Source organism: Pseudooceanicola marinus (assembly GCF_002786295.1).
Classification (GTDB): domain Bacteria; phylum Pseudomonadota; class Alphaproteobacteria; order Rhodobacterales; family Rhodobacteraceae; genus Pseudooceanicola; species Pseudooceanicola marinus.
In genome coordinates, this window is record NZ_PGTC01000013.1 from 211,718 (window position 1) to 226,999 (window position 15,282).

Consider the following 15,282-nt stretch of genomic DNA (forward strand, 5'->3'; position numbering starts at 1 on the left):
GGAATGTTGAACCGAACCTAGGTATCCGTGGGATAGGGGTCAAGAAGGGTCGCTGCGGCGCAGGGCCGCCATGACGAGATCGTGGGGCAGCTCCATCAGGGTTGCTGAACGGGTCCACAGAAGGGCCGTGCGGATGCGGTGATCGGGATAGATCTGCGTCAGCGCGGCGGCATAGGCGCCCATCTGGCGCAGCAGGCCCTCGGGGGTATCCTCCGGCCGGTCCGGGATCGTCACGTTGGTCTTGAAATCCACCGCCCAGATCTCGTCCTCGCCGACGATCAGCCGGTCGATGGTGCCGTGGATGCGGCGCCCGGCCAGCTCTTCCAGCGTGGCGGTGACGGGCACCTCGGCCAGGGCCTCGGTGGCGAAGAACCGTGCGGTGGCGGGTTTCGTCAGCACGCCGCGCGCCTCGGCCAGCAGCAGGTCCAGTTCCGCCGGCTCGGCCCGGTCGGGGCCCTCGCCCAGCAGGGTGTCGGCCATCGTTTCCCAAGTGTCCGGGTCGCTGCCGGGCAGGTGTTCCAGCAACAGGTGCACCTGCCGCCCGCGCCGTTTCGCGGCTTCCTCGTCCAGTCCGTCCTCGCCGGCCAGGGCCTTGGCCCCGCCCAGATCGACGGAGGGCGACAGCGTCTGTTCCGGCCCCTCCGCCGGGGGCGCCATCTGGCGTGCCCAGTCGGGCAGCATGGGCCGCGCGCGGGGCGTGGGCGGCGTGTCGTCCATCGCCAGCCCGGCCCAGTCGCCGTTTTCCAGCCGCAGCCCTTCGCCGCCGGGGAAGGCGTGTTCGCCCGCGCCCATCTCGGCCATCTGGTCCTCGATCCGGGCGTACCAATCGCTGCGGTCCTTGGCGATCTTGCCCGCGCCGCAGACGATCAGCCATTTTTCCGCCCGGGTCATGGCCACGTACAGCAGCCGGTCGCGTTCCTCCTCGGCGCGGGCGCGCCGCGCCTCGCGGGCCTCGCGCATGGCGGCGGGCTCCTCGGTGGCCTTCACCTTCCACAGCGGCATGTCCAGCGTCGGCAGCACCTGGGCGCGGTCCTGGTCGGGGGAGTTCAGGCTGTCGGGCAGGATCACCACCGGGCTTTCCAGCCCTTTGGCGCCATGCACCGTCATCACCCGGATCTGGTTGCTGGCACTGTCCGCCTGCCGCTTGATCTGCAGCTCGTCCGCCTCCATCCAGACCAGGAAACCGGTCAGGCTGGGGATCTCGGTCTGTTCATAGACCAGCGCCTGGCCCAGCAGGGCGTCGAGGCCATCCTCGGCCTCTTCCCCCAGCCGTCCCAGCAGCTTGCGCCGCCCCTCGTGTCGGGTCAGCAGCCGTTCGATCAGGTCGAAGGGGCGCAGGAAATCCGCCTGGTCGCGCAGGTCGTGCAACAGGGACAGTTCGGTGGCGTAGGTTTCCGGGTTCTGCCGCAGCACCTGCCACAGGGTCCGTCGGCCTCGGCCCTGCGCCAGGTCGAAGAGGCGCTGCTCATCCCAGCCAAACAGGGGCGATTTCAGCACCGCCGCCAGGCTCAGGTCATCCTGTTCCAGCGCGAGGAAGTTCAGCAGGGCGGTGATGTCGCGCACCGCCAGTTCCGCGGCCACCTTCAACCGGTCGGCCCCCGCCATCGGCAGGCCAAGCGCCTTGCAGGCCGCGATCAGATGCGGGAAGACGCGTGACCGAGAACGCACCAGGATCATGATGTCACCGGGCCGGATCGGCCGCGCACGATACTGCCCCGTATGCCCCACCTCGACAGGCACCGGCACGCGGTCCTGCAGCATGCGCTGGATCTCTTCCGCGATCTGCCGGGCCAGCAGGACGTGGTGATTGTTCTGCCCCGGCTTGTCCACCGGATCCCACCAATCCTCCTTGTCCTCGACCTCGGGCTTTTCCACCAGCGGCCAAAGATCCACGCGCCCCGGCATGGCGTCCTTGAACGCCTTGTGCCGCTGGTCGGTGGTGAACCCGGCCTCTTCGCGGCCATCGAAGACGCGGTCGACCAGCCCCAGGATCGCCCCGGCGGAGCGGAAGGAGTATTCCAGCTCCAACACTTGCAGCGGCTGGCCCGTCTCGGCCAGCTGGGCGCCGAAATCGGCGCGCATCCGGTCGAAACCGGAGGGGTCGGCGCCCTGGAAGGAATAGATCGACTGCTTCTTGTCGCCGACCACGAAGATGGTGCGTTCCACGCCATCGCGGGCGCCTGCGCCCGAGGTGAACTCGCGCGCCAGCGCCGCTATCACCTGCCATTGCACCGGGCTGGTGTCCTGCGCCTCATCCACCAAGATATGGTCGATACCGCCGTCCAGCCGCCAGAGAACCCATTGGGAAACAACGGTATTCGTCAGCAGCTCGCGGGTGCGCAGGATCAGGTCGTCGAAATCCAGCCAGCCGCGCGCCTCTTTCGCGCGGGCGTAGCGGGGCAGGAAGGCGCGGGCGAAATCCTGCAGCACCTGCGCCTTGTCGCGCGCCAGCAGGGCCACCCGCAGCTCCCGCGCCTCGGCCACACGGGCCTGCCAGTCCTCGATCTCGGGCATCAGGTGGGCGTGGGCCTTTTTCACCCCGGCAGAGGGGAAGCGGGAGGAAGGCGAGAAGGGCTCCTTCGCCGTGGCGCCGGTGAGGAAAACATCCTCCAGCACCGACAGCGCCGCGAGCGACGGCCCGGTCAGCACCGATAGCTTGTGCAACGCGGTCTCATCGCCCTTGGTGGTGCCGCCGCGCAGCGCCTCGACCAGATGGCCCAGCCGTTCCATGTCGGCGCGTGTGAAGGCCAGTTCCAGCACTGCGTCGGGGGTCATGCCCGGCGGCAGGCCCAGAAGCTCATCCAGCGCGTCTCCATCCGGAGCCGTATCGAATAGGTCGCGGTACTGGGCAATCTCGCCGGTCAGGCCGCGGAAATTCTCATCCGTGGTCAGCAGGGCGGCGCGGCTGAGCACCTCGGCATCCTCACTTTCCGCGATCTCCTCGACCACGGCGTCGCGCAGGATCAGGGCGTTGCGGTCGTCGACCTCCTGGAACTGTGGCGAAACGCCAGCCTCCAGCGGAAAGCGGCGCAGAAGGGCGGCGCAGAAGCTGTGGATCGTCTGGATCTTCAGCCCGCCGGGCGTTTCGATGGCGGAGGCAAAGAGCGTGCGTGCCCGCGCCAGCCGGGCGCCGTCGATCACATCCTCGAAGCCAAGGCGCTGCAGGGCCGCCCGCAGCGCCGCATCGTCCAGCATGGCCCATTCGCCCAGACGCTGGAACAGGCGGTTCTGCATCTCCGACGCGGCGGCCTTGGTATAGGTCAGGCACAGGATGTTCTGCGGCGACACGCCGTTCAGCAGCAGCCGCGCCACCCGGTCGGTCAGCACGCGGGTCTTGCCCGACCCGGCGTTGGCGGCCAGCCAGGTGGAGCGGCCGGGTTCCGCCGCGCGGATTTGCCGGTCGGAGGCGGGATCGCGTTTCATGTCTCGCCCCCTTGCATCACCAGCGGCGTCAGCAGGGCCGCGTCGGTATCGTCCCATTCGCCGAAGCGCGCCAGCTGGTCGTAATCGCTGCCCGTGCGCATCTCTTCCATGGCGCGCCGCGCGGTGTAGCCCTTCCCCGGATCGGCCCAGGCGCGGGCCAGCTCGGTGAATTTCTCCCAGACCAGCGCCGGGCTTTCCTCGTCCAGCGGCGCCTCGACCTCCTTCGGGTTGGTGCCCAGCCCGATGTAGGTGGCGCGGGCCACGTCGCGGGGGCCGATGCGGGCAAATCCGGCCTGTTCGGCAATCGCGGCCTCCAGCAGCAGCTGCTTGTCGAAGGCCTTCTGCTGCGCCTTGCTGGGCGGCTCGCCGGTCTTGTAGTCGAACAGATGCACACGGCCCTGGGCGTCGATGTCCACCCGGTCGGCCTTGGCGGCCAGGGTGATGCCCAGCTCCGTAATCGTGGCTTCACCCTTCTCCTCCGTATGGACCGTCACGGCCTCGGCCTGGCGGGCCGCCTCGCCGGCGATGAACCAGTCGGCGTTGCGTTCCAGCCGCGCCAGCCACAGCGCGCGGGCCTCGCCCCAGGGCACGTCGGCGTCCAGCACCTGCGCGACGGTGGACAGCAGCGCGCCGCGGGTCAGCGGGATTTCCCCGGCATTGACGCCCTGCACGAAGGTTTCGATGGCGGTGTGGGATACGATCCCGCGCATCATTGCGTCGGGGTCGCGCATCAGCGGGTTCAGCCGGCGCAGGCGCAGGATGCGCTTGGCGTAGATCGTGTAGGGGTCGCGGATCAGGTGGCGGATGTCGGTCACCCAGTAGGTGCGGGGCCGCGCGGCGACGGGCGGCGCGGGCGAGGGGCGCGGCGCCTTGGGGGCGGCGATCGGCGCCTCGACCTGGCGCACCAGGTCCAGCCAATGGGCGCCGCGCGCCTCCATCTCGGCCAGCGCCTCGGCGCCGCCCTGGCCGGGCAGGCCGTTCAGCAGGTTGGTCAGCCGGTTCAGCCAGCGCGAGGGCACGGTTTCGGCGTCCTGGTTGCGGGTGGCGCGGGTCAGCCAGACCTCGCGCGCGGCAACGGCCTGTTGGAAATCATGGGCCGAAAGGCCGATCTTGCGTTCCGGCAGCAGCAGCCCCGCGGCCTTGCGCATCTGTCGGTTCAGCCAGGGATCGGGCTGTGTCGCCTCGGGCCAGCTGCCCTCGTTCAGCCCGCCCAGGATCACCAGGTCGGCGCCCTGCACGCGGGCCTCCAGCGTGCCCCAGATCAGGATCCTGGGGTGCGGCTCATCGGGGTTGCGGACCTCCTCGGTGGCCAGGATCGCGCCGGCCAGATCACCATAGTCGCGGGCCGAGAGGGCATCGCCATGGGGGGCATCCTCGGCCAGCCGGTCCATCACGCCACGCGCCTTCTCGCCCGCGTCCCGCAGCCAGAGCGTACCGCTGCCCGCCGCATCTGTGCCGCGCGCGATGGCCTCGGCCAGGGCGAGGTGATCGGCGACGCGCTTCTCCAGCGGCACCGGTTCCGGCGCGGCGGCGGCGAAGGCGGTGGTGCAAAGCCACTCGGCCCAGGGGGCAGCCAGGGCTTCCTCCCGGGTGGCGGCAAAGGCGCGGATATCGTCGGGGCCGGGATGGGGCCGCGCCTCGCCGCGCAGGTAGAGTTCCAGGCCGCGTGTCAGGTCCAGGTGGGTACCGCGCCCCTCGCCACTATGCGTCAGCGGATGTTTCAGCAGCGCCAGCAACTGCACCGCCGTGGGGGGCGCGTGCAGCAGGTCCGCGACCTGGCGCAGCAGGCGGCCTGGCGCGGTGGTTTGCAGGGGCGTGCCGCCGCTGTCGTCCGGGGTGATACCCCAACGGGTCAGCGCGGCAGAGACCTGGCGCGTCAGCATCCGGTCGGGGGTGATCAGGGCGGCGGTCTGTCCCTCTTCGGCGGCCATACGTAGGCGCAGGGCGATGGCCATGGCCTCGGCCCGCGGGCCCGGCGCCTTGACCAGGGTGATGCCTTCGGTCGGCGGGCCAAGGGCGCCCAGCCCGGGGCCCTCCTCCAGCCACTGGTGGGTGACGGGCGCGGGGCGCAGGGCCAGGGACAGCAGGCGGTTGCGCGCGCTGTCCTCGGCCTGGTCGGCGGCGGCGCCCTCGACCCAGTTGCCCACCTCGCCGGGCTCCAGCCCGAGGCCCAGCATCAGCTTGCGGAACCGGTACTGTGGGTGGTCCTCGCCGGTCAGCGGGTCGTCCAGTTCCGACCAGATCGCGTCGGGCAGGTCGAAATCATACCCGGGCAGCACCACGGCGCCCTGCGGCAGACGCGCCACGGCCTGCATCAGCAGGTGGGTGGCGCCGCGCGACCCGGTGGAGCCCGCCAGGATCACCGGGTGTTGCGGCGGGTTTTCCTCCCACTCCGCGATCAGCGTCTCGACCACGCGGCGCTGACGTTCCTCGGGGTCCGGCAGGTCGTCGCTGCGCGGGATCTGCCCAACGATTTCCAGGAAACGCTGTGCCCGCGCCCAGTGGCCGGACAGGTCCGACACGTCCAGCGCGGCGATGTCATCCAGCGTGACCCGCTCGCCCTGCATCTCGTCCAGCAGCCGTGCCAGGCTGTCGGCCAGGTCGTAAAGCGCGGCGCGCGGCGCCAGGTCGGGCTCCGCGTCCAGCAGGGCGGAGATCAGGCGGATCAGTTCCAGACGCCTGCGAATGGCAGAGACGGAGGGCGGGATCGCGGCGCGGCAGTCGAGGCCGGTCAGCAGGTCGATCCGGGGAAGCAGCCGGGCCGGGCCGCTGTCGTAGAGGCGGCGCAGGCGACGGGCCATGCGGCGGGTGTTCACCACGATCTGCACCCGGGCGCGCGCATGCGGCGGGGCGTCGCCCAGCCGGTCCTCCAGCCCCCGCAGCAGCTCGGCGGGAAAATCCGCGCCGGGCGGCAGGCCGAAGAGGCGTGGCCCGGGCCGGTCGAAGAGGCGCAGCTCAGTCATCGGCCAGCATGTCCTCGGCCATGGGGATGCAGTCGGGGCGGCCGACGTCGCACCACAGGCCCGGGTAGGCCAGCAGGTAGAGCCGGTCATGGGCCAGGGCGCGGCGCCACAGCTCCCACATGGAGAAGGCCGGGCCCTCAATCCCGTCCATCAGCCGGGTGTCGATGATCTGCGCCCCGGAATAGATCGCGCCGGGGCCGGGACTGCCGCGCCCTTCTTCGTCGGTGGTGAAATCGCCCGGCCCGGTATGGCCGCGGGTCTGGTCGCGCGGCACGCAAAGCAGCAGGGCGTCCATCTTCGCCGGGTCCCAGGCGCGGGCCAGCAGCGGCAGGGCGGCGGGGCCCTTCCAGACCGCGTCGGTGTTCAGGGTGAAAACCGCCCCCTCGCCCAGGGCTGGCAGGGCGTTGCGCAACCCGCCCCCGGTGTCGAGGATCGCGGGCGCCTCGCGCAGCACGGTCACGTCACTCCCGTCGAAATGCGCCTCCACCTGTTCGGCGCGGTAATGGGCATTGGCGACGGTCTTCAGCCGCAGGTCGCCGCGTTGCGCCAGCGCGTGGTCGATCAGCGGCCGGCCCGCGATCTCGACCAGGGGTTTCGGCCGGTCGTCGGTCAGGGGCCGCATCCGCGTGCCAAGGCCGGCGGCGAAAAGCATCAGGGCTGCGGGACGGTCGCGCATTTGTCTCTCAGGGTCTGGAGGATCTCGGGGGTGGGCTCGGGCAGGTCGGTCAGGAGGCGCTCGCGCAGTGGCTCCAGCCCCGGTCGGTCCAGGCTGCGGCACAGCAGGCCCCAGACCCGGGGGATGAAATCGACGTAGCGCGGGCGGCCATAGTGCATCGACAGCCGGGCGAAAACACCGAGGATGCGCAGGTTGCGCTGCACGCCCAGCAGGTCATAGGCGCGGCGGAAGGTGTCCGGGTCGCGCCCCGTGGCGGCCGCGAAGCGGGGCACCATGGCGTCTTCCAGCGCCGGGTCCACGTCGCGCCGCGCGTCCTGCAGCATCGAGACGAGGTCATAGGCCGGGTGCCCCAGCATGGCGTCCTGGAAATCCAGCAGGCCGGTGCGGGCGGCGCCGGCGCGGTCGGGCAGCCAGAGCAGGTTCTCGGCGTGGTAGTCGCGCAGGATCACGACGGGCGGTTCGGCCTCCAGCGCGGCCAGCAGCGGTTGCAGCGTGGTGACGAAGAAGGGCAGGTTGCGCACCCCCTGCCCCGTGGCGCCGGCCTGGTACCAGGTGTAGGCCAGCACGCTCATCTGCGTCATGATGCCGGTGTCATAGGCAGCCAGCCCCTCGGGCGGCGGCGCGGCATGCAACACGCGCAGCGCCTCGGCGGCGGCATCGTAGAGCGGTGCGGCCAGGGCGGGATCCTCGGCGATTACCCGGGCGTAGAGCGCATCGCCGAGGTCTTCCAGCAGCAGCAGGCCCGCCCCGGCGTCTTCCTTCAGCAATGCGGGCGCCGACAGGCCCAGGGCCGTGAGGTGCCGCGCCATGGCGCAGAAGGGGCGGATGTCCTCGCCGCTGCCCGGTGGCGCGTCCATCAGCACCGCGGTGCTGCCATCGGCGCGGTGCAGCCGCTGGTAGCTGCGCAGCGAGGCATCGCCGGCCAGCGGGCGCAGCTCTGCCCCCGCCCAGTCGGTGCCGGAGAGGAAGGCGCGTTTCTCGGCGTCGCGGCTCATGCGTCGGTCTCTTTCAGGATCTCGGTCAGAAGGGGCTGCCAGCGGGCGGGGGCATGGATCACCAGCCGCCGCGCCTCACCGTCATTGTCGGGCAGGGCCGTCAGTTCCAGCGACAGGGCGTCGGCGGGGGTCAGGTCGGCCAGGCGGTCGGGCCATTCCACCAGGCAGATGGCGGTCTCGAAGGCCTCTTCGAGGCCCAGTTCCACCACCTCCATCGGGTCGGACAGGCGGTAGAGGTCGGCATGCCACAGCGGGCCGTGCGTGGTGTCGTATTCCTGCACCAGGGTGAAGGTGGGCGAGGGCACATCCTCCGGTTCGGCCAGCAGGGACTGGATCAGGGCGCGGGCGAAATGGGTCTTGCCGGCGCCGATGCCGCCCGACAGCAGGATTACGTCGCCGGGCGCCAGGCGCGCGCCAAGGCGGCGGGCCAGCCCTGCGGTGGCCTCCGGCGCGGGCAGGAAGATGTCTTGAAACGGGGTGCTGCTCATCCCTGCCGACATTACCCGGCAGGCCCGCCCCCGCAAGCGGGTTTCGTGGCCCGCGGCATCCCCCGGCGGTCAGGCGCGTGGATCAGGACCGCGGATCGCGCCCCGGCCCGGGACCTTGCACTCAGGCGCTGTCGAGCCGTTCGGGCGATTGCAGCGGCACGAATTGCCCCGGCCGCGCGCCGAAGCTGACCATGCGCGCGCCACCGGCCAGGCACAGCACGGTGCAACTGACCGGGCCGCGCCCTTTCAGGACGACCTCGTGCCGCGCGCCGTCGCCCCCGCGATAGAGCTCCAGCTGCCGGCGCACCGGCTCCAGCGCGGCGCTGTCCTCGCTTTGTCCGGCCCAGAGGCGCAGGGAATCGTCGGTGGTGACCCCGGCCAGGTCGGTGGCCTCGGGCAGGCCGAAAAGCTGGCGATAGGCACTGTTGCAGTAGGACAGCGTGCCCGAAGCATCGAAGATCGCGATGCCGTCGGTGAAGGCGTCCAGCACGCTTTGCGACAGCGACAGCTGCTGGCGGAAGCGGCGCGTCATGGCGATCTGGTCGGTGATATCCTCGAACAGGAAGGCCACGGCGCCGTTGGGATGGGGCCGCCCGCTGACCCGGTAGGTCGCGCCGCCGGGCAGGCTCCAGGTGTCCTGGTAGCGACCGTCGGTGGCGGCGCTGACCAGATGCGACAGGTGTTCGCGCCAGGTGGCGTAGTTCTTCGGCTCCGGCATGATCTGCCGGTCGCGCAGGTGGTCGAAGAAATGCGACAGCGCCGGGCGCGAGGCCAGGAATTCCGCGCTGAGCTGCGTGAGGTCCAGCAGCGCGGGGTTGAACAGGATCAGCTGCCGGTCGTGGTCGAAGATGGCCAGCCCGGTGGACAGCTGGGCGAAGGTCTTGGTCAGGGTCTGGACGAAATCGCGCTGCGCCCGCTCGGCCTCGACCAGGGCGGTGACGTCCTGCGCGGCACAGTCCCAGGCGCCGGCACTGCGTCGGGCCGAGATGTCGAGCCACCTTTCGCCCTGGCGTCCCTCCACGGGCAGGCGGGCGCGGTAGGTGAAGCCTGGCCGTTCGTCACTGCGTTCGTCGCTGCGCCGCAGGGGCGCCAGGATGTCGTCGGAGGTTTGCAGGCGCGCCGCGATCTTCTCGTAGGCGGCATTGCCGTCCTCGATCAGCCCGTCGTCGGTCATCACCCAGCTGGGGATCGGCAGATGTTCGAACCGGTCCTCCAGGGGGATCCGCGCGCCACCTGAGGGGGCCGCGCCCCGGTCCGGCTCCGTCTGAAAGCGGTCCGGGCCCGGCTGGAAGCGGTCCGGCCTGAAATCGGCGTGGGATGGCCGCGACCTTTGGGACGGGCGCGCGCGCACGGCCCGGTCCCGATGGCGCGATCGCACCAGGATCAGCGCGGCAAGGGTCAGGGCAAGGCTTAGTGGCAAGGCCAGGGCGAGTTCGAAAAGGGTCAGGCTATTGAATGAACTGACGTCAATTGGCGTCACGGGAAAATCCTCCTGCTCAGCCGGAAGCATGCTGAGGCAAGAGTAAAGAATTGATTAACCAATCTCTTCGATCCGGCGAACCCGGGTGAAGAGGAGCGCGACTGGGCGTCACACGAAGGGGATGTTGCGACCGGGGCGCAGGGCATTGTCCCCCTCGCGGGCGTCGATCAATCGGCGCGGCCAGGTGACCTCGACGATGGCCCCGCGCAGGCCCGGGTGGGCGCCGTCTTTCATCTCCGCCGCCGGGGTGTTCCCGTTGGCGAAGATCAGCTCGGCCCCGGTGCGTTCCAGCAGCGTCTTGGCGATGAAGAGCCCCAGGCCCATGCCTTCGTACCCCGGCCGTTCCTGGCTTTCGGAAAAGGACCAGCGCCGGCGCATGAAAGGATCGCCGATGCGACCCAAAGCCGTCTGCGAGAAGCCCCGCCCGTCGTCGAGGATCCGGACCGAGATCGTGTCCTCGGTCCAGCGGCTTTCGACACGCACCTCGGACCGGGCGAAATCGACGGCGTTCTGCACCAGGTTGCGCAGCCCGTGGATCAGCTCGGGGCGACGCAGGATTGCGGGGGGAGGGGTGTCTCCGTCGCCATGGGAGAAATGGATCTCGATCCCCCGGTCGCGGTGCGGTTCGGCGGCCTCCTCGACCACGGTCGACAGGGGCGCCTGGCGCATGTGCAGATCGTCCTTCCCGGCCCGTCCCATCGACCGCAGGATGTCGCGGCAACGGTCGGCCTGGTCGCGGATCAGCCGGGCATCCTCGGCCAGCTCGGGCTGGTCCTCCAGCTCATCCATCAACTCGGCCGAGGTCAGCTTGATCGTCGCCAGGGGCGTGCCCAGCTCATGCGCGGCGGCGGCGACCACGCCGCCCAGATCGGTCAGTTTCTGTTCGCGGGCCAGCGCCATCTGGGTGGCCTGCAGGGCGTCGGACATGGAGTGCATCTCGTTGACGATCCAGCGGGAATAGATCCCGAGGAAGATCACCGCGATGACGATGGCCAGCCAGTTGCCGAACAGGAAGACCTGCGCCACCTCCAGGATCTGTCCGTCGGCGGTGCGCAGCGGCAGGTGGAACTCGGCCAGCAGGGTGACCAGCACGATGGCGGTGGAGCCGACGAACAGCGTCATCCGCGCCGACAGTGCCAGGGCCGAGACGGTCGCCGGTCCCACGATCAGGATCGAGAAGGGGTTGTGCAACCCGCCGGTGATGTAGAGCAGCGCCCCCAGTTGCAGCAGGTCGAACAGCACCATGGCGAGGTTTTCGACCTCGTTCAGGCGCTTGCTTTCGGGGAAGACGAAGCCGGTGATCAGGTTGGAAATCACCGACAGGCCGATGACGAAGAGACAGGCGCCGTATTCCAGTTGCAGCCCGTAGATCTGCCCGGCCACCACCAGCGCCGACAGCTGGCCGCAGATCGCGCCCCAGCGAAGCAGGACCAGCGTGCGCAGACGGATCCAGTTGCCGCGGTACTGGCCTTGGGGCAGGGATATTTCGGCCGTGTCGGGGGATGTGTCCGGCGAGGCCATGGCATGCTCCTGTCTGTACGGCGCCCGCGGCGCCCGTTGTTGATAGGGGGCCGCGTCGGCCAAGGCAATGCGATGGCTGGCACCCAGCCGGTCGGCGCCCTGCCCCTGCGGCAAAGTGATCCGCGCCGGTTTGACGGCTTGGAATCAGCGCATTACTACTGTCCGAGGCGCGCTTTGGCCGCCCTTTTATCACCTTGATGGGACAGGACGACATGACCGACCTGCGCGAGATCGGCGAAGACCGGTCGCTTCTTATTCTCGACGACGACGAGCCCTTCCTGAAACGCCTGGCCAAGGCGATGGAGAAGCGCGGCTTCGACGTCGAGACGGCCGAGACCGTGGCCGCCGGTCGCGCCATCGCCACCGCCCGTCCACCCGCCTATGCGGTCTGCGATCTGCGGCTGGAGGATGGCAATGGCCTCGACGTGGTCGAGGTGCTGCGCGAAAAGCGCCCCGATGCCCGGATCGTCGTGCTGACCGGCTATGGCGCCATCGCCACCGCCGTGGCCGCGGTGAAGGTCGGCGCCACCGACTACCTGGCCAAACCCGCCGATGCGACAGACATCGTCAACGCCCTGCTGGCCACCGGAGATGAGCTGCCGCCGCCACCGGAAAACCCGATGAGCGCCGATCGGGTCCGCTGGGAGCATATCCAGCGCGTCTACGAGCTTTGCGACCGCAACGTCTCCGAAACGGCCCGCCGGCTGAACATGCACCGCCGTACGTTGCAGCGGATTCTCGCCAAACGCTCTCCGCGGTGAGGAATTGGTGCCATCCCGGGCAAAAGCTCGCTATGTCCTGCCTCGACTTTGTTTGCATCGGAAGAACGCACCGATGTTCCGGTTTCCTGTGGTGAACCGCTAATGGATGGGGGTGGTGTCACCGCTATGGGAGATACCTTCGGGTCTTCCAGACCGGCCCACTGACCTCGGCGGCTCCGACCCGGACCTGGAACGAGGGACGAGAGGTCTGAGGGGGCCGCGAGCACTTGACGAATAAGACGCCTGTACCGCAGGAGAGGCCCGCCGCATCCGGTGCGGGAGAAAAGGAACGCACCGCAGTCAGGGCGGACGGCAAGGCGACCCGGGACAAGATCCTCGACGCGGCCGAGAGGGGGTTTGCCACGGGCCCCTACGACGCGGTGTCCCTGCGCCGGATCACCGGCGAAGCCGGGGTGAACCTGGCGCTGGTGAAATACTACTTTTCCTCGAAGGAAAACCTGTTTGCCGCGGCCATTGCCCGCCGGGCGCCGGACCTGGCGCGCCTGCGAAGGGAGCGACTGGCCGAGCTTCGGGCGGCTGGCACGCTGGACACCGAGACCGTGGTTGCCACCTACATGCGCCCGCTGTTCGACAAGATGAAATCGCAGGACCCCGGCTGGGTCAGCTATGTCCGGATGGTCGCCTACACTTCGCAGGACACCCGTTTCGACGCTCTGATCGCCGAGCATTTCGACGAGACGGCCCGGGACTATGTCGAGGCCATCCTGACATCGTTGCCCGGTGCCCGGGAGGAGAACGTGATGTACGGTCTGACCTTCCTGCTGACCCTGACGACGCGCTGCCTTTCCGGCGAGATACGCTCTGCGACGGTGGACCTCGACCGGGCGGACTTCTCGAACCTGGACGAGGTCTACGAGCGGCTGATGCCCTTCTGCAGCGCCGGCCTGATGCGGATTAGCCAGATGCCCTGAGCGACGGCCAGGGCCGGTCGAACCAAAGACGGGCGGAGCCGAAGGCCCGCCCGTTGTCTCTCTCCGGTCCGGTTGCGCCTGCGGCGCGCGGGCCTCAGGCCTTCAGCCGAGCGGCGTGCCAGTCCAGATGCTCGCCCATGAAGGTCGAGATGAAGTAATAGGAGTGGTCATAGCCCTCCTGCATGCGCAGGGTCAGCGGCTGGTCCTTCTCCTTGCAGACCTCCACCAGCAGTTCCGGCTTCAGTTGCCCTTCCAGGAAATCGTCGGCGGTGCCCTGGTCGACCAGCAGGTCGGGCACACGGGCGCCATCCTCAATCAGGGCGCAGGCGTCATACTGGCGCCAGGCGGATTTGTCGGCGCCGATGTAGCCGGTCAGGGCCTTCTCGCCCCAGGGGCAGTTCAGCGGGCTGACGATGGGTGCGAAGGCGCTGACCGCCTTGAACCGGTCGGCATTGCGCAGCCCGATGGTCAGCGCGCCATGGCCGCCCATGGAATGGCCCATGATGCCCTGGCGGGACATGTCGGCGGGGAACTGATCGGCGATCAGGGCCGGCAGTTCGTCCTCGACATAGGCCTGCATCCGGTAGTTGGCGGCAAAGGGCTCTTCGGTGGCGTTCACGTAGAACCCGGCGCCGAGACCGAAATCATAGGCGCCCTCCGCGTCATCCGCGACGCCCTCGCCGCGCGGCGAGGTGTCGGGGGCCACGAAGATCAGGCCATGCTTGGCGCAATGGGCGCGAAACTCGCCCTTTTCCGTCACGTTGGCATGGGTGCAGGTCAGTCCCGACAGGTACCAGACCACCGGCAGGATCTCCCCCTCCGCGTGATCGGGCACGAAGACCGAGAATGTCATCTCGGTCCCCGTCTCCGTCGAGACATGCTTGTAGACACCCTGCGTGCCGCCGAAGGCGCGATTGGTGCTGACGGTGTCCATCAGAAGACCACCACGGAGCGGATGCTCTCGCCGGCGTGCATCAGGTCGAAGCCCTTGTTGATCTCTTCCAGTGTCAGGACATGGGTGATCATCGGGTCGATCTCGATCTTGCCGTTCATGTACCAGTCGACGATCTTCGGCACCTCGGTGCGGCCCTTCATGCCGCCGAAGGCGGAGCCCTTCCAGACGCGGCCCGTCACCAGCTGGAACGGACGGGTGGAGATCTCTTTGCCCGCCTCGGCCACGCCGATCACGGTCGACACACCCCAGCCCCGGTGGCAGGCTTCCAGCGCCTGGCGCATCACCATGGTGTTGCCGGTGCAGTCGAAGGTGTAGTCGCCGCCGCCGTCGGTCATGGCGATCAGGTGCTGCACGATGTCGCCGTCGATCTTCGAGGGGTTCACGAAATCGGTCATGCCGAACTTGCGGCCCCAGTCGGCCTTGGCGTCGTTCAGGTCCACGCCGATGATCTTGTCCGCGCCGACCATGCGGGCGCCCTGGATCACGTTCAGACCGATGCCGCCCAGGCCGAAGACGATGACGTTCGAACCGGGCGTCACCTTGGCGGTGTTGGTCACGGCGCCGACGCCCGTGGTCACGCCGCAGCCGCAGTAGCAGGCCTTGTCGAAGGGTGCGTCCTCGCGGATCTTCGCCACGGCGATCTCCGGCACCACGATGAAGTTCGAGAAGGTCGAGCAGCCCATGTAGTGGTAGATCGCCTCGCCCTTGTAGGACATGCGCGAGGTGCCGTCGGGCATCAGGCCCTGGCCCTGGGTGGCGCGGATCGCGGTGCACAGGTTGGTCTTGCCCGAGAGGCAGGATTTACACTGGCGGCACTCGGGGGTGTAGAGCGGGATGACGTGATCGTCCTGCTTCACCGATTTCACGCCCGGACCCACGGCCCGGATGACGCCGGCGCCTTCGTGGCCCAGAACGGAGGGGAAGATGCCTTCGCTGTCGAGACCATCCAGAGTGTAGGCGTCGGTGTGGCAGATGCCGGTGGCCATGATCTCGACCAGGACCTCGCCCTCCTTCGGGCCTTCCAGGTCGAGCTCGACGATTTCCAGAGGTTTCTTCGCCTCGAAGGCGACGGCTGCACGGGTTTTCAT

Annotated in this window: 11 protein-coding genes; 2 read left to right on the forward strand and 9 right to left on the reverse strand. The window is 69.1% G+C overall.

All coding sequences use genetic code 11. The features are described from left to right. Positions 1-39: 39 nt before the first annotated feature. The 7 genes from addA to regB form a co-directional block, all read right to left on the reverse strand. Entirely contained in the window at positions 40-3,423 is a 3,384-nt protein-coding gene (gene addA, locus CVM50_RS09130; RefSeq protein WP_085889524.1) for a double-strand break repair helicase AddA, read from the reverse strand. Next, entirely contained in the window at positions 3,420-6,386 is a 2,967-nt protein-coding gene (gene addB, locus CVM50_RS09135) for a double-strand break repair protein AddB (RefSeq protein ID WP_085889523.1), read from the reverse strand. The genes addA and addB overlap by 4 nt, the downstream gene beginning before the upstream one ends. Continuing rightward, entirely contained in the window at positions 6,379-7,062 is a 684-nt protein-coding gene (locus CVM50_RS09140) for a nucleotidyltransferase family protein (RefSeq protein ID WP_085889522.1), read from the reverse strand. The genes addB and CVM50_RS09140 overlap by 8 nt, the downstream gene beginning before the upstream one ends. Further along, positions 7,038-8,057 carry an aminoglycoside phosphotransferase family protein gene (locus tag CVM50_RS09145; protein WP_085889521.1) on the reverse strand — a complete coding sequence of 340 codons (1,020 nt, stop codon included), beginning with the start codon at positions 8,055-8,057 and terminating at the stop codon, positions 7,038-7,040. The genes CVM50_RS09140 and CVM50_RS09145 overlap by 25 nt, the downstream gene beginning before the upstream one ends. After that, entirely contained in the window at positions 8,054-8,545 is a 492-nt protein-coding gene (gene tsaE, locus CVM50_RS09150) for a tRNA (adenosine(37)-N6)-threonylcarbamoyltransferase complex ATPase subunit type 1 TsaE (RefSeq protein WP_085889520.1), read from the reverse strand. Before tsaE ends, CVM50_RS09145 begins: the two co-directional genes overlap by 4 nt. A 121-nt stretch (positions 8,546-8,666) precedes the next feature. Continuing rightward, a complete protein-coding gene (locus CVM50_RS09155; RefSeq protein ID WP_143515635.1) occupies positions 8,667-10,025 on the reverse strand; it encodes a PAS-domain containing protein in 1,359 nt (452 codons plus the stop codon). Positions 10,026-10,133: 108 nt separating this feature from the next. After that, positions 10,134-11,546: a sensor histidine kinase RegB gene (regB, locus tag CVM50_RS09160; RefSeq protein ID WP_085889518.1), complete on the reverse strand. Its 1,413-nt coding sequence runs from the start codon at positions 11,544-11,546 to the stop codon at positions 10,134-10,136. A 212-nt stretch (positions 11,547-11,758) separates the two neighbouring features. Here regB and CVM50_RS09165 point away from each other — a divergent pair, with 212 nt between their 5' ends. Both CVM50_RS09165 and CVM50_RS09170 read left to right on the forward strand, forming a co-directional pair. Continuing rightward, positions 11,759-12,307, forward strand: coding sequence for an ActR/PrrA/RegA family redox response regulator transcription factor (locus tag CVM50_RS09165; protein ID WP_085889517.1), 549 nt, complete (start codon positions 11,759-11,761; stop codon positions 12,305-12,307). Positions 12,308-12,534: 227 nt separating this feature from the next. After that, positions 12,535-13,239 (forward strand): TetR/AcrR family transcriptional regulator, encoded by a 705-nt coding sequence (locus tag CVM50_RS09170; protein ID WP_085889516.1) that lies wholly within the window; start codon positions 12,535-12,537, stop codon positions 13,237-13,239. 94 nt (positions 13,240-13,333) lie between these two features. Here CVM50_RS09170 and fghA read toward each other — a convergent pair whose 3' ends face one another. Together fghA and CVM50_RS09180 are read right to left on the reverse strand one after the other, a co-directional pair. Then, positions 13,334-14,173: an S-formylglutathione hydrolase gene (gene fghA, locus CVM50_RS09175; protein ID WP_085889515.1), complete on the reverse strand. Its 840-nt coding sequence runs from the start codon at positions 14,171-14,173 to the stop codon at positions 13,334-13,336. Next, the coding region (locus CVM50_RS09180; RefSeq protein WP_100148409.1) for an S-(hydroxymethyl)glutathione dehydrogenase/class III alcohol dehydrogenase at positions 14,173-15,282 on the reverse strand (1,110 nt) is incomplete at its 5' end. The genes CVM50_RS09180 and fghA, both read right to left, overlap by 1 nt.